The organism is Luteolibacter sp. Y139, from assembly GCF_038066715.1.
GTDB classification, from domain to species: domain Bacteria; phylum Verrucomicrobiota; class Verrucomicrobiia; order Verrucomicrobiales; family Akkermansiaceae; genus Haloferula; species Haloferula soli.
This window is the reverse complement of record NZ_JBBUKT010000001.1, coordinates 1,159,057-1,178,611: the sequence shown is the minus strand read 5'-3', so window position 1 is coordinate 1,178,611 and position 19,555 is coordinate 1,159,057. Positions and strand designations below refer to the sequence as shown.

17 protein-coding genes are annotated in these 19,555 nt (G+C 62.2%); 14 read left to right on the top strand and 3 right to left on the bottom strand.

Going from position 1 to position 19,555, the window contains the following annotated elements; translation table 11 throughout:
* Positions 1 to 6 precede the first annotated feature (6 nt).
* From WKV53_RS04925 to WKV53_RS04915, 3 genes are all read right to left on the bottom strand, one after another.
* Positions 7 to 2,133, bottom strand: a complete 2,127-nt coding sequence (locus WKV53_RS04925) for a hypothetical protein (RefSeq protein ID WP_341403238.1) — start codon at positions 2,131 to 2,133, stop codon at positions 7 to 9.
* Positions 2,134 to 2,252: 119 nt separating this feature from the next.
* A complete protein-coding gene (locus WKV53_RS04920) occupies positions 2,253 to 2,834 on the bottom strand; it encodes a class I SAM-dependent methyltransferase (protein ID WP_341403237.1) in 582 nt (193 codons plus the stop codon).
* 12 nt (positions 2,835 to 2,846) lie between these two features.
* Entirely contained in the window at positions 2,847 to 3,275 is a 429-nt protein-coding gene (locus tag WKV53_RS04915; protein WP_341403236.1) for a 6,7-dimethyl-8-ribityllumazine synthase, read from the bottom strand.
* A 104-nt stretch (positions 3,276 to 3,379) separates the two neighbouring features.
* Between WKV53_RS04915 and WKV53_RS04910 the strand changes: the two genes are divergently transcribed.
* The 14 genes from WKV53_RS04910 (at position 3,380) to WKV53_RS04845 (ending at position 19,536) form a co-directional block, all read left to right on the top strand.
* Positions 3,380 to 4,105 carry an RNA polymerase sigma factor gene (locus WKV53_RS04910; RefSeq protein ID WP_341403235.1) on the top strand — a complete coding sequence of 242 codons (726 nt, stop codon included), beginning with the start codon at positions 3,380 to 3,382 and terminating at the stop codon, positions 4,103 to 4,105.
* Positions 4,106 to 4,152: 47 nt separating this feature from the next.
* Complete coding sequence (locus WKV53_RS04905) at positions 4,153 to 7,167, top strand: protein kinase domain-containing protein (RefSeq protein WP_341403234.1); 3,015 nt, start codon at positions 4,153 to 4,155, stop codon at positions 7,165 to 7,167.
* 50 nt (positions 7,168 to 7,217) lie between these two features.
* Positions 7,218 to 7,895 (top strand): hydrolase, encoded by a 678-nt coding sequence (locus WKV53_RS04900; protein WP_341403233.1) that lies wholly within the window; start codon positions 7,218 to 7,220, stop codon positions 7,893 to 7,895.
* 71 nt (positions 7,896 to 7,966) lie between these two features.
* Positions 7,967 to 9,226, top strand: a complete 1,260-nt coding sequence (locus WKV53_RS04895; RefSeq protein ID WP_341403232.1) for an alginate export family protein — start codon at positions 7,967 to 7,969, stop codon at positions 9,224 to 9,226.
* A 95-nt stretch (positions 9,227 to 9,321) separates the two neighbouring features.
* Positions 9,322 to 10,779: a glycoside hydrolase family 32 protein gene (locus WKV53_RS04890; protein ID WP_341403231.1), complete on the top strand. Its 1,458-nt coding sequence runs from the start codon at positions 9,322 to 9,324 to the stop codon at positions 10,777 to 10,779.
* 96 nt (positions 10,780 to 10,875) lie between these two features.
* The gene (locus WKV53_RS04885) at positions 10,876 to 11,436 is read left to right on the top strand and encodes an antibiotic biosynthesis monooxygenase (protein WP_341403230.1); all 561 of its coding nucleotides are present in this window, start codon (positions 10,876 to 10,878) and stop codon (positions 11,434 to 11,436) included.
* A gap of 7 nt (positions 11,437 to 11,443) precedes the next feature.
* Entirely contained in the window at positions 11,444 to 13,231 is a 1,788-nt protein-coding gene (locus WKV53_RS04880) for an amidohydrolase (RefSeq protein WP_341403229.1), read from the top strand.
* Positions 13,232 to 13,268: 37 nt separating this feature from the next.
* Positions 13,269 to 14,966, top strand: a complete 1,698-nt coding sequence (locus WKV53_RS04875) for an FAD-dependent oxidoreductase (RefSeq protein WP_341403228.1) — start codon at positions 13,269 to 13,271, stop codon at positions 14,964 to 14,966.
* Positions 14,967 to 15,035: 69 nt separating this feature from the next.
* A complete protein-coding gene (locus tag WKV53_RS04870) occupies positions 15,036 to 15,863 on the top strand; it encodes an alpha/beta hydrolase (RefSeq protein WP_341403227.1) in 828 nt (275 codons plus the stop codon).
* 33 nt (positions 15,864 to 15,896) lie between these two features.
* The gene (locus tag WKV53_RS04865) at positions 15,897 to 16,727 is read left to right on the top strand and encodes an alpha/beta fold hydrolase (RefSeq protein WP_341403226.1); all 831 of its coding nucleotides are present in this window, start codon (positions 15,897 to 15,899) and stop codon (positions 16,725 to 16,727) included.
* Positions 16,728 to 16,736: 9 nt separating this feature from the next.
* Entirely contained in the window at positions 16,737 to 17,492 is a 756-nt protein-coding gene (locus tag WKV53_RS04860) for a glucose 1-dehydrogenase (RefSeq protein ID WP_345789638.1), read from the top strand.
* Positions 17,493 to 17,589: 97 nt separating this feature from the next.
* Entirely contained in the window at positions 17,590 to 17,940 is a 351-nt protein-coding gene (locus WKV53_RS04855; protein WP_341403224.1) for a cupin domain-containing protein, read from the top strand.
* Positions 17,941 to 17,953: 13 nt separating this feature from the next.
* A complete protein-coding gene (locus WKV53_RS04850) occupies positions 17,954 to 18,901 on the top strand; it encodes a ring-cleaving dioxygenase (RefSeq protein ID WP_341403223.1) in 948 nt (315 codons plus the stop codon).
* Positions 18,898 to 19,536 carry an alpha/beta hydrolase gene (locus WKV53_RS04845; RefSeq protein WP_341403222.1) on the top strand — a complete coding sequence of 213 codons (639 nt, stop codon included), beginning with the start codon at positions 18,898 to 18,900 and terminating at the stop codon, positions 19,534 to 19,536. Before WKV53_RS04850 ends, WKV53_RS04845 begins: the two co-directional genes overlap by 4 nt.
* Positions 19,537 to 19,555 lie beyond the last annotated feature (19 nt).

The window sequence follows — 19,555 nt, the reverse complement described above, 5'->3', positions numbered from 1 at the left end:
CTCGGATCAAGGTGCCTTGATCAATCCTTCCGTCTTCACCTTCCACGTTCCGTCCGCCGGGAAGCCGGGGCTTGGCCGATCCGGAGCACCATCCCAACCGGCGGCCATCATCGCCACGGCGTGAAGCAGGCCGCCATTGCCGGGGAGGTAGAGCGGCAGGCGTTGGTCGAGGTAGTTGTGGCCGTTGGCGAGGTAGCCGTTGCGGGGCGTGTTGCGGAGCAGTTCATCGACCGCGGCGGAGGGGCGGCCGAGGCGGGCGGCTGCCATGGCCATTACCGGAGGATCCCAGCCCCAAGTGGTCGGGTAGTCCCACTTCTTCGCGATATCGTCGTAGGTGCGGCCGAAGCGGGCCATGTCGAAGTCCTTCTCCGGAGGCAGCCAGCCGCAGACCATGAGGACGCAGGGATGATCGTGATAAAGCGTGAAGGGTGGGCCGCTGACCGTGGCGTAGCGATCTTCCACGACAGGCAAGGGAGCGAGATCTTTCCAAGCGGTCTCCCATGCGGGATCGGGTGCTTCCCCGAGTTCGGCGCGCCATTCGCGTGCCTTGCCGAGTGCCCAGCGGAAGTAGGCGAGTTCATAGGCCGGGTCCTTCGTCTCGGACTGCTTGTAGCACTCCTGAGCGGGGATCAATGGTGGCAGCAGGTGAAGCTTGCCATCGTCACCACGGCGAGGAAACGACGCGAGGAAATCGGCGGTCGCGAAGATCACCTCGCGGTGCTTTTCCAAGGTCTTCCGGCCGGGCTTGGCACGGCGCACGAGCTCTAACAGATAAATGGGGTGTGACTGCTGCCACGCGAGATACACGCCGATATCGCTCGGGCTCTCGCGGCCGGACGGGTCGGTCATCTTTGGCCAGCGCGCGCCCTTGCAACCTTGTGCCACGGCGGTTTCGCGGGCCTTCGGCAGGATGCGTTGGTAGAAATCAAGCTGGCGGTCGGTGACCTCCGGCATGCCCCACAGCGAGAAGTGGGCGCTGTGCCAAGGCACCATCTCAAGGTGGAACTTGCCGAACCATGAATTGCGAGCGTTGCCGGTTTCCTGCGGCGGGTTGGGCCCCGCACTATGGATGGCCATTAGGTAGCGCGAGAGCACGACGCGACGCTCGAGTTCCTTTGCGCGAGAATCGGTCGAGCCGGCGAAATCGATGGCGCCGCCGCGATTCCAGAAGCCGTTCCATTGTTTCGCGCACGCGGCGGCATCGGTGTCGAAAGCGGGCGGATTCGCCGGTGTGCCCGTTTGAGAGAAGACGAGGCGGAGATCGAAGTTCCGCGAGCCCTTCGGCTTCAGCAGAAAGTGGTGGGTGCCGCTCTTTTCGAATGACGCATCGCCGCTCCATGCCAGTGCCGCACCGTAGTGTGTCCCGTCCATGGTTCGGACGAAGGTGGCATCCTGCTTTTCCGCGACGCACTCGGTCTGGTGCGCGGCGGGATTCGCGTCGTCTCCGGTGGCACCCCATTCGTGGGAGGGTCCGGAGAAGGCCAGTTCCAGCGCGAGTTTCCCATTTTCTAACAGCTCCGACTCGATCCTTGCGGCTACTCCATCTGGACCGGCGACCGGCACCGTGGTCACCTTCACCTCCGAACCTTCGAGGACGAATCGCGAGCGCAGCGTGCCGGACCACAGGTCCATCTCCTGATGGATGCCCGAGAGATCCTCAGGCTTGATGGAAGTCCCATCCGCTTTCACGAAGCCGAGCTGACCGAGGCCGATCCGGTGTGGATTCGAGCGCAGCCACGCGGACGCCTTCAGCCAGCGCTCCTTCTTTTCCGGTGACAGGCCATCGGGCGGATTCATCGGCATGTAGGGCCGCGTTTCCCCATCGTGCGGATGAGGTGCCGTGCAGTCTGCGAGCGTGAATTTTTCCGGATTCGGAAACTCATGCCATGCCCAGCCGGCCATCGTATTGAGATCCTGCCCGTCGCGGTGGAAATCGACCAATGTCTGCAGCCCGGTGACGTCGGCGGTGAAGACGAAGTCCGCGCCCGGCAGCCCGAGACCGAAGGGCGTGAGCTTGTCCGCCTTTTCCAGCACGGGCTGGTGCCGCCGCACGATCGCCTCGCGGTCGAGCTTTTCCTGGGCGCCTGCGAATGAGGCGGCGAAGCAGGTCGCGGCAATGATGGCTACCTTCATGGCATGCGATCCGACCGCCTTCATGCCCAAGCGTCAACCTGACGGCGCGCCACCCTGCACAATACTCAATTCATTCTGCACAATGCTTGAGTCGCCACAGCTTCGTGGCCCCGACTTGCTCAGTTTCCGCGCGGACCTTCGCACACGTGGACGAAGGCGGGCGGGACATTGAGCGTGACCAGCGAGGTGCTCACTTTCTCGAACCGCTTCTCCAGCCGCGACTTCAGCCTCAGCGAATACTGGAAGGCGATGAACTTCCCGTCCGGCTTCAGGGCTGCCTTCACGTTATCGAGGATCTGGTCACGCAGGCTCGTCGGGAAATTCGCGAAGGGCAGGCCGGAAATGATCCCGTCTAACAGCGGGGCCGAGTCTTCCTCCCGCGGCAGCAGGTGGATGTCGCGGGCATCCGGGTGAAACGAAAAATCCGGGATTTCCACCTGCAGGCGTTCCCGTAGCGCTTCATCGCGCTCGAAGATGTAAACTTGGCAGCGGGGATCGCGGCGGCGGCGGATTTCCCGGGTGAAGACTCCGGTGCCGGCTCCCAGCTCGGCGATATGCCGCGAATTCTCCCAGTTGATCGGCTTGAGCATCGCCTTCGTCAGGTGGCGGGAGCTCGGGACAATGCTTCCCGTGCTCAGCGGGGCTGAGAGGAATTTCTGGAGGAACAGCAGGCGTTCCTGGAGTGGCGTGCAGTCGTTCACCGGTGGTTCATTCTAGCAGGTTACGGCGGCCCCGAGGCGGATGATGGCGAGAGCGGCCTTGCCGACTTCAACGCCTTTCACGACGAGGTGGTCGCGGAAGAAAGCGATACGCTCCGGACTTTCGTCGAAATGATGTGGGGTCAACACACAGGAAAGGATCGGTACGCCAGTATCCAACTGCACGCGCATCATGCCTGAAAGTACCGCATCAGCGACAAATTCGTGACGATAGATGCCGCCGTCCACGATCAGGCCGAAGGCGACGATGGCGTCGTATTTGCCGGTTGCCGCGAGTTTTTGGGCGAAAAGGGGGATTTCGAGACATCCCGGCACGGTGAACTCCTCGGCGGTGGCATTTCCGGCGAGGGTTTCCTGACAGGCCGCGCTGGCGCCACGCAGGAGGTCTGCGTGCCAGGTGGCGGAAATCAGGGCGACGTGCATGACCGTAACTTCGGGAGCTGGAGCGGACTTGGCGAGTCTGGAAATCGGGCTTGAAGGAACCGGGCGAGTGACGTCGTTTCAGAGGCGTTCCGATGAGCACCGGCATGGCCTCTCCCTTCCCCGTCACGCAGTGGACGGCAGTGGTGGATCTGTGCCGGGATGGCAGTCCGGAGGCCCGGCAGGCCGCGCTGGAGCGGCTGTGCACGGATTACTGGTATCCGCTCTACGTCTTCGCCCGGCGGCAGGGCCACCCGCACCCGGATTCGGAGGACCTGACGCAGGGATTTTTCCACTACCTGCTGGAGCGCGACCTGTTTTCCGCGGCCAGCCAGGAATTGGGCAAGCTGCGGACCTTCCTGCTGACCGTTTTCCAGCGCTACATCGGCGACGTGCGGGGCCGGGAGCAGGCGCAGAAGCGGGGAGGGGGGAAGGAACTGCTGTCGCTGGATGTCGGGCAGGCCGAGAGCCGCTACGAGGCTGAGCCGCAGGACTTCGCGACGCCAGAAGCGCATTTTGACCGGAGCTGGGCGATGTCGGTGCTCCACGCTTCATTGAATGATCTGGGCGAAAGCGAGCGCTCGGCCGGCCGCGGGGCGCAATTCGCGGTGGTGGAGGCATTCCTGAATCCCACGGGGGTCGCGGAGAGCAGCTACGAGGCGGCGGCTGCCGAACTCGGGATGAATGGCGAGGCGGTGCGGAAGGTGGTCAGCCGGCTGCGGGCGAAGTTCCGCGACTGCCTGCGCCAGCAGATCGCCGCCACCCTCCACGAGCCGACCACGGCCCAGGTGGATGAGGAGCTGGTGGCGCTGAAGGCGGCGCTGCGCAGTTGAAACGAATCGCTTTCTCTGGCGGCGGGATTTGTGCTTCAACGCTGGTAATGCCTGAGAACCCCACCACATCCCTTCAACCGACTTCGCTTTCCGGCGAAGCGGCCGAGGCGCTTATGGATCTCGGCTTTCATCCGGAAGAAAGTCCGGTCCGCTCGCGGGATGAGAAACCGGGCGACCGGGTGGGGCGCTACCGGTTGATCGAGCTGCTGGGAGAGGGGGGCTTCGGTGCGGTGTGGAGCGCCGAGCAGACGGAACCGATCCACCGGGAGATCGCGCTGAAGCTGATCAAGCGCGGCATGGACAGCCGCGAAATCATCGCGCGCTTCGCTGCCGAGAGCCAGGCGCTGGCGATGATGGATCATCCGAACATCGCCGCCGTGCTGGACGCCGCGAGTTGTCCGGATGGCCTGCCTTATTTCGCCATGGAGCTGGTGAAGGGTCCTCCTCTGACGACCTACTGCGATTCCCGTAGTTTATCGGTGGAAGAGCGGGTCGAGCTGTTCATTCCCGTCTGCCAGGCGGTGCAGCACGCGCACCAGAAGGCGATCCTGCACCGTGACCTGAAGCCATCCAACATCCTCGTCGCCGAGGTGGACGGAAAGCCGGTGCCGAAGGTGATCGACTTCGGCATTGCCAAGGCGCTCGGCACGCCGAATGAGGCGGCTTTCCAAGGCAGCCTGCTCCAGACGCGAGCCGGTGCGGTGGTCGGCACGCTGCAATACATGAGCCCCGAGCAGGCCGGCAGTGTGGCGGACGTGGACACCCGCAGCGACATCTACTCGCTGGGGGTCATTCTCTACGAACTCCTCACCGGATCCACGCCGGTGATGGAGGGTGCTCCCTATGATGAAACCCTGAAGAAGATTCGCACCGAGGAAGCGGCGAAGCCGAGCACGCGGGTTTCCGGGGACACTGCGGCGCGCCTTGGTATTGAGCCGGATCGCTTGCGCCGGACGCTGCGTGGGGATCTGGACTGGATCGTCCTGAAGGCCCTGGAGAAGGACCGCCGCCGCCGCTACGAAACGGCGAACGCCCTCGCGACTGACCTCCGGCGCTACCTGGACCAGCTGCCAGTCACGGCGGTAGCACCCACGTGGAGCTATCAGTTCTCGAAATTCGCACGGCGCAATCGCGTCGCCTTTGCCGCGGCGAGCATCGTCTTCCTCACCTTGGTGGCGGCCACCGCGGTGAGCCTGTGGCAGGCGAACGCGGCGAAAAAGTCCGAAGCCAAGGCCGAAAAGAACCGCATCGACGCCGAGGAGAACGCCCGCAAGGCGCGCCAGGCAGTGGAAACTTATCTGAGCCGCGTGACCGACCATCCGCGGCTGATGGAGGACTCGTTCCGCAGCCTGCGCAGGGAGCTGTTAGAGAGTGCCGTGCCGTTCTATGAGTCGTTTGCAAAGAGCGCGACTGACAATCCCCAGGTCCGAGCCGAGCAAGCTTGGGCACTTGGGCGCCTGGGCGTGATCTATCGGGACACCGGCGAAAGTGACAAGGGCATTGCCGCCCTGCGCCGTGCAACGGAAACCGAGGTGAAGCTGGTAGCCGAACATCCGGAGAATCAGGAGTACCGCCGCTCGCTCGGGCTGCGCTACCACAACCTTTCCGTGATGCTTCGTGAAAAGGGTGATCACGCCGCATCACTGGAGAATCACAAGCATTCGATCGACGTCGCCAGGAGCCTCGCTCGCGATTTCCCGGACAATGATACCTATCGCAAGGATCTCTCGATCATGCTGGTGAATCTTGGCCAGACCCTGGCAAAGGATGGGAAAATCGATGAGGGGGCAATCCCCCTGCAAGAAGCGATCCAAGTGCGTGAGACCATCGCTGCCGCGCACCCGGATGATGCCAGCGCCGTGAACGACGTGGCCTCGGCGCAAACGGACCTTGGATGGATGTATTTCCAATCCGGCCGGCCGGATGACGGCGAGAAGTGGTTTCGCCAGGGCATGGCGATCCAGGAGAAGCTCATCTCGGGGCCGAAATCCTTCGAGCAGGCGAAGCGGGGACTTGCCAGTGCTTGCCACAATCTAGGCTTCCATCTCCGGTCAATTGGCCGGGTGGAGGAAGGACTGGCGCTGCATGTCCGGAGCATCGAGCTGAATGCCGCACTCGCCGCCGAGCATCCGCATGATCCCGATTGCCGCCATGCCTTGGCGCTCGGCTATCACATGACGGGCGAGACCTTGCTGGGCCTAGGGCACCGGGAGGAAGCGGAGGCCGATTTCAAGAAAGCCTTTGAGGGCCACCGCGCTCTGGTGGAGGAATTCCCGGACAATCCCGACCATCTCTTTTACACCGCCTTCGCGGGCGAACGGCTTGCCAAGCTGCGCCACGAGGCAAAGGACCTGCCGGGCGCGGTCGAGATGTATCGCCTCTGTGCGGATCTCTGCCGCAAGGGGATGATGGCGCGTCCGGACAACACGACCTACCGCGATAACCTCGGTAATAATCTGAACGACCTCGCGGCGTTGTATTTGGAAACCGGCGACGGGAACGGAGCGATTGATTCAGCCCTCCAGCTTGTCCGCTATTTTCCGAATTCGTGGAATGACCATGACATTGCTGCCGGCGTGCTGGCCCGCGCGATCCCGCTGGTGGAGGAAGGCAAGCATGCCGAAATCACCTCGAAGGCGGTCGCGCTGCTGCTGCATTCCCTGGAACTCGGGAGCACGAGGTTCGCCCAGTTTCCCAACGACGAGCGTTTCACGAATCTGCGGCAGGATCCCGGATTCATCGGTCTGAAGGAAGCAGCGCCCGATCCCGCGGGCCATAGCCCGTCGAAATTCAGCTACCACTACAAGTACGACGACCCCGGTACGCGGGTCTGGCAACGCGAGGGCGACCAATGGACGGAGAGCCAGCCATCGGGAAAAGTGAATCGCTTCACGATTTCCGGACGCGTGAGGGTAAATGGGATTTCAGGGACCGAACTCCGTTCCGTGGATCGTGAGATTTGGATCTTCGTTCCCGACCTCGGCACGCCAGCCCCGCAGGTCGTGATGCTGCGAACCGGTGCACGTTGGGGCAGGTTCGCGGAGATCAGCGAAATGGAGTGACTTTTTTCGTCACGGTGGCTGGCGCTTTCCCAAGGAAGCGACGAACCACCATGAATCCGTATCACAAGCTCTACACGGCGGAAGACAGCGCCGTCGTTTTCATCGATCACCAGCCGCAGATGACCTTCGGCGTCGCGAACATTGATCGCGCCACGCTGATTAACAACGTCACGCTGCTCGCCAGGGCCGCGAAGGAGTTCAACGTCCCCACCGTGCTCACCGCGGTCGAGACCGAGTCCTTCAGCGGCTACATCTGGCCTCAATTGCTCGATGTGTTCCCGGGCCAGGAGATCATCGAGCGCACCTCGATGAACTCGTGGGATGACGCCGGCTTCCGCAAGGCGATCGAGGCCACGGGCAAAAAGAACATCCTCCTGACCGGCCTTTGGACCGAGGTCTGCGTGACCTGGCCGACCATCGAGATGCTCGGCGCGGGCTACAATATCTACGTCGTGGAAGACTGCTGCGGCGCGACCTCGCAGGCTGCACATGAGGCAGCTCTGTCCCGCATGGTCCAGGCCGGTGCAGTGCGCGTGACCACGATTCCCGCTTTGCTCGAATGGCAGCGTGACTGGGCCAAGCGTGAGCACTACGACAAGCTCATGGGCATCATCAAGGGGCAGGGCGGTGCTTATGGCGTGGGCGTTGAATATGCCTACACCATGGTCCACAAGGCTCCACAGTCCGCGATCAAGCCGCAGGTGGTGCCGCCGAAGGCCGGGCACTAAAAACTTTTCTTCGTCCATGCTCCCGTGGCGCTCATGGCCCGCCACGGGAGCGCGGAGCAATCATCCCGGAAATGACCGCGATGCGAATCCTCGCGTTCCTTCCCGTGATGGTAGCACTGTGCCATGCCGGGCCGGACGACGCGCGATGGGCCATCGATGGTCATGCGCGCACGATGTATGAGAGCTACCATGGTCTCGACTTCGGGTTGGGGCCGGTGGACGACGATGACTGGGTTCACCAGCGGGTTCAGGCGATGTTCGCATGGGATCCCGACTCCACCTTCCGGCTGGCTGCCGAGCTGACCTGGGGCCGCATGTGGGGAAAGGAATCGCCGCTCGCGCCGCCAGATGAAGACGATGTCGATTTCCTCCAGCTCTTTGCCCAAGGCCGGATTCCTTTCGGCGGTGATGATCTGGTGATTCAAGCGGGCCGACAGGCGCTCTATTACGGTTCCGGGCGCTTGTTGGCCGCGCGCGAGGGAGCGAACCAGCGGCTGGCCCATGATGCGTTGCGTCTCTCCTGGCAACGCGATGAACACACCCGGGTGGACGCCTTCATCGCTTCGCCGGTCCAGATCGAGCCCGGTGCTTTTGACAACGAATCGAAGCCTTCGGAAGTCCGTTTCTGGAGCCTCTATGCGGTGATGCCGCTGGCATGGGGGAATTTCATGGATCTCTACTACATCGGCCTCCGCGATGAGGATTCGATCTTCGCAGAGATTGGAGGGCACGAGACGCGGCACACGATCGGCACTCGTCTCTGGCGGGATAGCGGACCGTGGATCTTGAACACCGAGCTGATCTTTCAATTCGGAGAAGCCGCAGACCGCGATATCCTCGCGGGTGCTGCGAGTCTCGGCGTTGGCTACACGTTTGAGGAATGGCCTTGGAGTCCGTCCTTTCAGTTCAAGGCGGATGCGATTTCCGGAGGCGACGATACCGGCACGCTCCACACTTTTCACCCGCTCTTCCAAGCGAACAACTACTTCAATGAAGGCGGCTTCCTCTCTCCCTCGAACCTCTACAACCTGAACCCTCTCATCGTTTTCAAGCCGCACGAGAAACTGGAGCTGACGCTGGGCGTGAACTTCCAATGGCGCTTCGACCCGGACGACGCCGTCTACGGTCCGCCGCTTCAACGGCTCGGTGGACCGGCACCGGATGGCGAGCGTTACCTCGGCACTGCTTTCAATGCGTCCTTGGCCTGGGAGATCACCTCTGCCACTTCCATGTTCCTCGGCTACACGCACCACGAAGCCGGATCTTCACTGACCGCAATCGGCGGGAGCAGTGTGGACTATCTTCAGGCCAGCTTCCGCCAGGAGTTCTAAAGCCGCCCGGGGAATCTGACATCACAGCTTTCTTTCCAGGCTGAGAATTGAAGATTGCCCGGGTGGCGGCTTCTTTCCGCCAATGGGAGAAACCCATGAGGAAGCAAACACTCGTCGCAGTCCTGATAGGGCTGACCACAACTGCGAATGCGGATCCCGCTTTCGATATCGGACGGGCGTCCCGCAATACGATCGATCCCTCGCGCTTCAACTACGATATCCCGCCGCATTCCGCGAACTACGATGACCCCCTGCGTCCCCAGTTTCATTTCACGCCTGTCCAAGGCCACATGGCGGACACGACCGGGCTGATCTTCCATGAGGGCACGTATCACCTCTTCCACATGTTCGACCAGTGGGAGAGACGACGCTACAAGCACAAGCAATGGGGCCATGCCACCAGCCGGGATCTGATCCACTGGCAACAGGTCGATCCGATTCTCGACACCGTGCGTGACCACAAGCCCGGCAGCGGATGTGGCATCGTTGACTTCAATAACAGTAGTGGTCTTCAACAGGGCGACGGGAAAACCCTGCTCGTCTTTTACACCGACTATGAAAGCGGCACCTGCGTGAGCTTCAGCCGCGATGCGGGCAAGACGTGGCAGTACTACGAGAAGAATCCTGTCCTTCCAGGAGCTGACGACAAGCGCGATCCGCTGGTAATCTGGCACGCCCCCAGCCGGAAGTGGTCCATGGTTCGCTACGAAAAGAAGGGCATGGCCTTCTATCAATCGGACACGCTGGTCGATTGGACTCCCACCGGCCGGCTGGAAGGATTCTATGAGTGCCCCGATCTTTTCGAGCTTCCTGTGGAAGGGAGCGAAGGGAAACGTTGGGTGCTTGTCGATGGCAACGGCAGCTACTTCGTCGGGCAATTCGATGGCAGGATGTTTCATCCCGAGTCGGACCGGCAGCGCGTGATCTACGGCGACGCGTATGCCACCCAGACGTGGAAGTTCCCCGATGCCGCCCCGGTTCAGGTGGCGTGGATGCCGTATCCGCTCAATGAAATCACCCAAACCCTGAATTGGCATGGCCAGATGACCTTTCCCTGCACGCTCGCTTTGAGGCGGTCCGGAGAGGGAAGCATCCGGCTCTGCCGCGAGCCCGTCGCTGCCCTCGATGGAATCCGGGATTCCGGGCGCGAGTTTACGAAAAGGGATTTCACGGTCGACAGCACGGGTAACCCGCTGAAGGACATCCCCATGGACGTTCAGGAGATCGACCTCAATATCGGGGCGGTCAATGCCGACGGCTTCGTTCTGAAGATCGGAGCGGCCCAGATCAAGTATTTGGCCAGTGAGCGGAAGCTCGCCTGTGAAGGCGTTGAGGCGAAGGTTCCCGGCGAGGGGAAGGGGATTCACCTCCGCGTTTTGGTCGATCGTCCCTCGATCGAGATCTTTGCGGAAGATGGCCAGGTGACGATCAGCCGCGTGCTTTTCCAATCTCTCAGCTCCGACCGCGAACTTTCGCTGGCAGCGGCTGGCGCCGGAACACTCGACGTGCGGAACCTCCGCGTCACGCCGCTCAAATCGATCTGGCCGCGGTAGTTCACAGGGGCCCGATTTTTCGGTGTCACGCCCGGTTCCGCTTTCCCAATCGATAGGGGAACAGGCGCGGCGGTTTCTCCCGCGCTCCCACTCGCCATGTCCCCACCACCGGAAGATCCCTCGGTAACCGTCGTTGTGCGCCGCCGCACGAAACCGGGTTGCGAGGTCGATTTCGAAGAGGCGATGCGGGAATTCATTGCGTTCGCTCTCTCATTCCCGGGCAATCGCGGCATCCATGTGCTGCGCTCCGAGCAGGCAAATCCGCGCGACTACACCGTGGTCGATCGCTTTGTGGATATGGATGCGCGACGGGCATTCACCGCTACGGAGTCCTACAAGGAGTGGATGGTCCGCTTGCGTGCACTGACCGAGGAAGATCCGCACATCGAGGAAATGGGCGGGCTTTCCGGCTGGTTCACCTTGCCGGACAAGCCGCATGCCCATCCGCCGCCGAAGCCGAAGATGGCGCTCGTCACGTTCCTCGGCGTCTACCCGCTGACTTCGATCCTGCCGCCATTCTTCGGGAAGCTGCTACCCGCATGGCATCCGCTCCTGCGGAACGTCCTCGTCACCGGCCTCATCGTCGCCCTGCTCACCTGGGTGGTGATGCCGAACCTCAGCAAGCTCTTCCGCCGCTGGCTCTTTCCCACGATCTAACAAAGCCATGGAAACTCCCGATCTCATCCTCTGCAACGGACGCGTCACCACGCTCGATCCCGCAAAGCCGGAGGCAAAGCACGTCGCGATCAAGTGCGGCCGCATCCTTTCGGTGAGCGACGACGACATTCAGCCCGGCCCTCAAACCAAGGTCATCGACCTGCAAGGCCACCGCGTCATACCCGGTCTGAATGACTCCCATCTCCATCTCATCCGTGGAGGACTGAACTACAACCTGGAGCTGCGGTGGGATGGTATCCCGTCGCTGTCGGAAGCGATGCGCATGCTGAAGCTCCAGGCCGCCGCTACGCCGACGGGCCAATGGGTGCGCGTGGTCGGCTCGTGGAGCGAATTCCAATTCGTCGAGCAGCGCATGCCGACGCTCGATGAACTCAACGAAGCCGCTCCGGACACGCCGGTCTTCATCCTTCATCTCTATTGCCGTGCCCTGCTCAATCGTGCGGCGTTACGCGCCTGCGGCTACACCAAGGATACACCCGATCCTCCCGGCGGGGAAATCCAGCGCGACAAGAATGGCAATCCCACCGGCCTGCTCATCGCCCGGCCGAATGCCATGATCCTCTACGCGACACTGGCCAAGGGCCCGAAACTGCCACCCGAGCATCAGCTCAATTCGTCCCGCCACTTCATGCGCGAACTGAATCGCCTCGGCATCACGAGCTGCATCGATGCCGGCGGTGGATTCCAGAACTACCCTGAGGACTACGAGATCATCCGCCAGCTCCATGACCGCGGTGAACTCACCGTCCGCATCGCCTACAATCTCTTCACCCAGAAGCCGAAGCAGGAGAAGGAAGACTTCGCCCGCTGGATGAAGATGACCAAGCCCGGCGATGGCGATGCCTTCTTCCGCATGAATGGGGCGGGGGAGATGCTCGTCTTCTCCGCTGCCGACTTCGAGGACTTCCTGGAGCCTCGCCCCGATCTTGCAGCATCGCTGGAAAGCGAACTCGAAGATGTCGTGACCGCACTCGCATCGAATCGCTGGCCCTTCCGCTTGCATGCCACTTACGACGAAAGCATTTCACGTTTCCTCGATGTCTTCGAGCGTGTGAACCGCGAGGTTCCCTTGCAGGATCTCCGCTGGTTCCTCGATCATTGCGAGACAATCAGCGACCGCAATCTGGAGCGGGTGAAAGCTCTGGGCGGTGGCATCGCCATTCAACATCGGATGGCCTTCCAAGGCGAATACTTCGTTGATCGCTACGGTGCGAAGGCGGCGGAGCGCACTCCGCCTGTTAGAAAAATGCTGGAAATGGGAATCCCGGTCGGTGCTGGCACCGATGCCACCCGTGTGGCCAACTACAATCCCTTCAACTCGCTCTACTGGCTGGTCAGCGGTCGCACGGTCGGCGGGCTGGAGCTTTACCCGGAAGCGAACCGCATGGCACGCGAGGAAGCGCTGAGGCTCTACACTGCTGGCAGCGCGTGGTTCTCTGGCGAGGACGATGTGAAAGGCCGCATCATTCCCGGCCAGCAGGCCGATCTCGTGGTGACCAGCGAGGACTACCTCGCTGTGCCGGAGGAGAAGATCCGCGATCTTCAATCGGTGCTGACCATCGTCGGAGGAAAGCCCGTGTATGCCGCCGGCCCCTTCCGCGAGCACGATGCCCCGCCGATCCCGGTGCTGCCGGAGTGGTCGCCGGTTGCAAGATTCGGCGGCTACGGCGCGCCGCATTGGGACGGCCGGACAGCGTCGCTGAAGACCGCACCGCGTTCCGCGCCGTCCCCTGGTCCGCTGTGGGGCACCGGCTGCGATTGCTTCGCCTTTTGATTCGCACGGCGGGAACAAGCAGCTAATCGTTTCGGGCATGACCGAAGAGGAGAAAGACGAGCAATTCTATCGGGACACCGAGAGCGTCGCATTCCCCAAGCTGGATGATCGCCAACTCGCGATGCTGGAGCCACTTGGCCAAAGGCGCGTTGTGCGGCGGGACGAGGTCGTCTTCAAGGCCGGCCAGCGGGATCTACCCATGATCGTGATCCTGAGCGGCGAACTTGAAGTCTTCGAGCCACGCGATGGAAAGGAACTTCTCCTCGGCGTGGGGCAACCGCGGGATTTCCTCGGCGATGTGTCCATGCTCAATGGCACCTCCGCCTTGGGCACCGGGCGCGGCAAGGCGGAAGAGACGGAGATCCTCGAGGTTCCTGCGGTGGTATTGCGGAAAGCGCTCTCCGAATTGCCGGGCGTGGGTGAGCCCATCGTCAATGCCTTCATCATGCGCCGCGAACGGTTGCGGCGCGACCGCGATTTCTCGGGCCTGCGCGTGCTCGCGGTAAAGGGATCGCGCGACGGACACCTGATCCACGACTTCCTCGACAAGAATCACATCCCCCACCGGCTCATCAAGACCGACAGCGATGATGGCAAGGCCCTCTGTGCACGGCTGAACGTGACCGATCGTGACCTGCCGGTGCTGATCTCCGCCACCGGTGCTCCACTGCGCCGGCCGTCGTTGCGGGAAGTCGCGCAGATCGCCGGCCTGTTGCGTCCACTCGCAGCCGAAGGTACCACGGAGATCCTGTGCGATGTTGCCATCGTCGGCGCTGGGCCAGCGGGGCTCGCAGCAGCCGTTTGCGCGGCATCGGAGGGCTTGCACACGGTGGTGATGGAAAGCTACGCGCCGGGCGGGCAGGCGGGTTCTTCGTCGCTCATCGAGAATTTCTTTGGCTTTCCCACTGGCGTCAGCGGCGGCGAGCTCACCTACCGCGCGCAGCTTCAGGCATTCCGTTTCGGCGCGAAATTTTCCACGCCCTGCCAGGCACTGACGCTTGGCTTCGCCGATGGCGAGTATGGGATAGAACTACAAGGCGAGGGCTGTTCCGCGACGCTGCGCGCGAAGTGCGTGATCATCGCGACCGGCGCTCAATACCGCCGTATCGAAGCGGAGGGGCGTGAAGACTTCGAAGGAGTCGGTGTCTACTACGCGGCAACCGCGATGGAGTGTCAGTTCTGCCGCGGCGCGACTGCCATCGTCGTGGGTGGCGGAAACTCCGCCGGACAAGCTGCGATGTTCCTCTCCGAGAGCGCCGAGAAGGTGCTGCTGGTCATCCGCGGCAGCGGACTCGCGGCGACCATGTCGAGCTACCTCTCGCGGCGCGTGGAAACGAAGCCGAACATCGAGATCCTCTACCACACCGAGGTCCGCAAGATGACCGGCGGGAAATGCCTCGAAGCCGTCGAACTGGAAAACACCCAGACGGGCGAACGTCGCACCGTCGAAACCCGCGCGGTCTTTTCCATGATCGGCGCGAAGCCCTGCTCGAGCTGGCTGCCGCCGGAGATCGAGCGGGATGAGAAGGGCTTCATCAAGACCGGCCCCGCGGTCGCCGACTCACCGGCGTGGAAGGACGCGAGCCGCCCGCCACGTGCCTTGGAAACCAGCCACCCCGGCATCTTCGCGTGCGGCGATGTCCGCTCCGGATCGGTCAAGCGCTGTTCGGCTGCCGTCGGCGAAGGCGGCATGGCCGTGGAAGGCGTGCATCAGGTGCTCGGCACCTATTCGTGATTCCGGAAAAAATTCCGTCACGCGAGGAGAAGAAGCCCCATGAGGAGGGGAGCCTTCCTTCTTCTCCCCATGAAACGCCCCATCGTATTGGTCCACGGCCTGTGGGTGACCCCGCATTGCTGGGACAAGTTCCGCAGCTACTATGAATCCCGTGGCCATCAGGTGCTCACGCCAGCGTGGCCGGGTGTCAGCGATGACGCCGCCGCGATGCGCCGCGATGCTTCGAGCCTGAATAGCGTGGGCGCGGAACAAGTGATCGAGCATTACGCGGAGATCATTCGCGGCTTGCCGGAAGCGCCGATCATCATCGGCCATTCCTATGGTGGCGTGATCACGCAGGTGCTGATCGATCGCGGTCTCGGCGCAGTCGGCGTGGCGATTGATTCGGTGCCGCCGAAGGGTGTCTACATTTTGCCGCTTTCCACATACCTCGCGTTACTACCCGCATTTCTGAAGCCTGCGACGTTGCGAGGTACGTTCCTGTTCACCTTGCGGCAGTTTTGGAAAGTCTTCGCGAACACGCTCTCCGAGACGGAGGTGCGGGAAGCGTATGAAAGCGTCGCGATCCCCGCATCCGGACGCGCGATTTTCCAGGCGGCGCTCGCCAACTTCATGGTCAATGCCCCGACGTTTGTCGATTTCGCCAACGACAAGCGCTCGCCGCTGCTGCTGATTGGAGGCGAGAAGGATGTGATCATGCCGTCCGCCCTCAACCGGAAGAATTTCCGCAAGTATCGATCCAGCGCGATCACCGAGTTCAAGGAATTCCCCGGTCGTAGCCACTACATCATCGCCGAGAGTGGCTGGGAGGAGGTCGCCGACTACGCGCTGTCATGGGCCACGGCGCAGGCCGATTCGCGCGAATCCGCATCGCCACCGATACCTGTCTCTGCATAGTTTTTCCGATTCAACCCCAACCCCAGAACTGAAATGAGCACCATTACCACCAAGGACGGCACCACCATCTATTACAAGGATTGGGGCCCGAAGGACGGCCCCATCGTCACCTTCAGCCACGGCTGGCCACTGACGGCCGATGCGTGGGAAGCACAGATGTTCCACCTCGCCTCACACGGCTTCCGCTGCATCGGCCACGACCGCCGCGGTCACGGCCGCTCCAGCCAGCCGTGGGACGGCAATCACATGGACCAGTATGCCGACGACCTCGCCGAGCTCTTCGAGCAACTCGATGTGAAGGATGCCGTCATGATCGGTCACTCCACTGGAGGTGGCGAAGTCGCGCGCTACATCGGCCGCCATGGCACGAAGCGTGTGAAGAAGGCCGTTCTCATGGGAGCCGTGCCGCCGATCATGTTGAAGACCGCGGCGAACCCGGGCGGCTTGCCGATGGAAGTGTTTGATGGTTTCCGCGCCGCTTACCTCGCGGACCGTGCGCAGTTCTTCCTCGATGTCGCCAGCGGTCCATTTTTCGGGTTCAACCGCCCGGGCGCGAAAGTCTCGCAAGGCCTCATCCAATCGTGGTGGCTTCAGGGCATGATGTCGGGGCACAAGAACGCCTACGATTGCATCAAGGCATTCTCGGAAACCGACTTCACAGAGGATTTGAAGAAGATCGATGTGCCTACCTTGATCATCCACGGCGACGACGACCAGATCGTGCCGATTGGCGCTTCAGCGATGATCTCCTCGAAGCTGGTGCCAAATGCCGAGCTCAAGATCTACCCGGGCGGTGGTCATAGCCTCGGCGATACCGCGAAGGATCAGCTCAACTCGGATCTGCTGGCGTTTGCTCGTTCTTGATCCGACACACTGATGAAAACGCATTCAGGAAAGGTCATCATCGTCACCGGTGGTACTGCCGGCATCGGGCGTGCCACCGCGATTGCCTTCGCAGCGCAGGGCGCGAGCGTCGTGGTCGCAGGTCGTCGTGAAAGCGAAGGTGCGGAGTCGGTCGCTCTGATCGAGCAAGCCGGTGGCAAAGGTTTGTTCGTGCGGACCGACATCGCGGAAGAAGCGGACATCGAAAACCTCGTTTCCACGACGCTCGACAAGTTCGGCAGGCTGGACTTCGCGTTCAACAACGCGGGCGTCCATCTCGAAGGCGCTCCCATCACGGAAGTGACCGCCGAGATTATCCAGAGAACACTCGCGATCAATGTCGGTGGCGTGGCGCTGTGCCTCAAGCATCAGATCCCAGCGATCCAGAAGTCCGGCGGTGGTTGCATCGTGAACAACGCCTCCGTGCTCGGCATCCGGCCCATCCCGAACTGCGCCATCTACAACGCGAGCAAGTCAGCGGTGATAGGACTGACCAAGAGCGCGGCACTTGAGAACGCGAAATCCGGCGTGCGGGTCAATGCAGTCTGTCCGGCCGTCATTGAGACCGACATGACCGCCGGTCTTCGTGGCGACCCGCAGGTGCAGGCCTACATGACGGGCCTGCATCCCGTGGGCCGTTTCGGGAAGCCGGAGGAAGTTGCCGAGGCGGTGCTCTACCTGTGTTCGCCGCTTTCCGGCTTCACCACGGGCATCGCGCTCGGGGTGGATGGCGGATTTGGAATGTAAGTCACATGGCCATCGGAGGGCGGGGCATGTCCCGGTATCATGCTCAGCCCTCCGACGTGGCATTTCCCGGATCGTGGGAATGCGGTAGTCTCATGCCGTGAACGCCACCCGAATCCACGCCGATGCCAACGGGGTCACCCGCTTCGAGGACATCGCGATCCCGCTGAATGACGCCGGCGAGATCGGCCGCCTATCCGCCGATCTGCCCGCCGGTGCCGTGGTCTTCCGCGAAACGGATTCCAGCTACGACTACGACTGGCATCCCGCGCCGCGGAAGCAGTGGATCGTTTTGTTAGATGGCCGGATTTCGATTGAAACCGGTGACGGCGAGGTGCGTGAGTTTGGTGGCGGCGACCTCCTGCTCGTGGAAGACACGCAGGGCCGCGGCCATCGCACGAAGCAGCTTAGCGCAGGCGTGCGGCGTTCACTCTTCATTCCCATCTTCTAAAAGTAACACGATCATGAAACCGGAAATCACAGGCATCCATCACGTCACCGCGATCGCGAGCGACCCGCAGCGGAACATCGACTTCTACGCCGGCTTGCTCGGCCTGCGGATGGTGAAAAAGACCGTCAATTTCGACGACCCCTCCGCCTACCATCTTTACTACGGCGATGAAAACGGCACGCCCGGCAGCATCGTGACCTTCTTCTATTGGCCCGGCCACGATGCCCGCGGTCGTGTCGGCAGCGGCCAAACCACGGCGCTAGTCTTCTCCGCGCCGGAAGGCTCACTCGGCTATTGGCAAGAAAGGCTTGAGAAGCGTGGTGTCGCCGTGGAGCGCAAGAACCGCTTCGGTGAAGAAGTGCTGGCCTTCGTTGATCCCGACAAGATCCCCGTCGAAATCGTGGCCGTGGCGAATGACAGCCGCAGCGGCTGGACGGGCGCAGGCATTCCTGCAGAGCACGCCTTGCGCGGACTGCACACGGCCGAGCTGACCGTGGCCTTTCCCGCTCTGACGGAAGGATTGCTGTCGATCGAGATGGGCTTCCGCTTGGTGAAGCGCGAGGGCGATCGTGCCCGCTTCGAAGCCGGACCCGGTGGCTCGGGCCGCTATGCCGATGTCATCCAGAGCTCCGGCCCACGTGGGACCGGTGGCTCGGGAACCATCCATCACATTGCGTGGAGTGTGCCGGACGATGAAACCGAGCTGAAGAAGCAGGACGAGCTGATCAAGTCCGGTTACCAGGTCTCGCCGGTGATGGATCGCGACTACTTCCACTCGATCTACTATCGCGAAAAGGGCGGCATTCTCTTCGAGATCGCGACCGAGAATCCCGGCTTCGCCGTCGATGAGGCACCCGCTTCACTCGGCACTGGCCTCAAGCTGCCGAAACAGCACGAGCACCTGCGCGCCCGCATCGAACAAATCCTTCCTCCGCTCCAATCCGCCGCTTCCTTGTCATGAGCATCCACGATGTTTCCCATACTTTGCGCCGCGGCAAGGCCCTCGCGGATGCCACTGGTGTATTGATCCTGATCCACGGCCGCGGTGCCGATGCCCATGACATCGCTGGCGTCGCGGACTATTTGCCTGCGCAGGATCTTGCGATCCTCGCGCCCCAGGCCACCCAGTTCACGTGGTATCCGCAGCGCTTCTTCGTGCCGCTGGAGGAAAACGAGCCATGGCTTTCCAGCGGGCTTGCGCTGGTGGATCAGCTCGTGAACGAAGCGCGCGCGGCCGGTATCCCGGATGAACGCATCGGCATCGCCGGCTTTTCTCAAGGCGGCTGTCTCGCGCTGGAGTATGCCCACCGCAATCCGCGGCGCTACGGCCTTGTCGCCGGAATGAGCAGCGCCTTGATCGGACCGCAGGGGATTGCGCGGAAGCCAACGGATCTGTTGCAAACGCCAGTGCTGCTCGCCTGCGCCGACCACGACCCGCACATCCCTTTGCCGTTCGTCGAGGAAAGCGCAGGCATTCTCTCCCGCTCGAATGCGGCGCTCACCAAGCAGATCTTCCGCGGCTACGACCACACGGTCTTCCCGGAGGAGATTGCATGGCTGAGTGAACGGATTTCCGGCTGGAACAAGGGCGCTTGATCGCGTCCCCTGATGGGGC

Coding starts and splice junctions, on each gene's coding strand:
- WKV53_RS04850 (WP_341403223.1), top strand. CDS start 17,954: ATGAAACCGGAAATCACAGGCATCCATCACGTCACCGCGATCGCGAGC.
- WKV53_RS04885 (WP_341403230.1), top strand. CDS start 10,876: ATGTCCCCACCACCGGAAGATCCCTCGGTAACCGTCGTTGTGCGCCGC.
- WKV53_RS04875 (WP_341403228.1), top strand. CDS start 13,269: ATGACCGAAGAGGAGAAAGACGAGCAATTCTATCGGGACACCGAGAGC.
- WKV53_RS04845 (WP_341403222.1), top strand. CDS start 18,898: ATGAGCATCCACGATGTTTCCCATACTTTGCGCCGCGGCAAGGCCCTC.
- WKV53_RS04900 (WP_341403233.1), top strand. CDS start 7,218: ATGAATCCGTATCACAAGCTCTACACGGCGGAAGACAGCGCCGTCGTT.
- WKV53_RS04890 (WP_341403231.1), top strand. CDS start 9,322: ATGAGGAAGCAAACACTCGTCGCAGTCCTGATAGGGCTGACCACAACT.
- WKV53_RS04880 (WP_341403229.1), top strand. CDS start 11,444: ATGGAAACTCCCGATCTCATCCTCTGCAACGGACGCGTCACCACGCTC.
- WKV53_RS04925 (WP_341403238.1), bottom strand. CDS start 2,133: ATGAAGGTAGCCATCATTGCCGCGACCTGCTTCGCCGCCTCATTCGCA.
- WKV53_RS04865 (WP_341403226.1), top strand. CDS start 15,897: ATGAGCACCATTACCACCAAGGACGGCACCACCATCTATTACAAGGAT.
- WKV53_RS04895 (WP_341403232.1), top strand. CDS start 7,967: ATGACCGCGATGCGAATCCTCGCGTTCCTTCCCGTGATGGTAGCACTG.
- WKV53_RS04870 (WP_341403227.1), top strand. CDS start 15,036: ATGAAACGCCCCATCGTATTGGTCCACGGCCTGTGGGTGACCCCGCAT.
- WKV53_RS04910 (WP_341403235.1), top strand. CDS start 3,380: ATGGCCTCTCCCTTCCCCGTCACGCAGTGGACGGCAGTGGTGGATCTG.
- WKV53_RS04915 (WP_341403236.1), bottom strand. CDS start 3,275: ATGCACGTCGCCCTGATTTCCGCCACCTGGCACGCAGACCTCCTGCGT.
- WKV53_RS04905 (WP_341403234.1), top strand. CDS start 4,153: ATGCCTGAGAACCCCACCACATCCCTTCAACCGACTTCGCTTTCCGGC.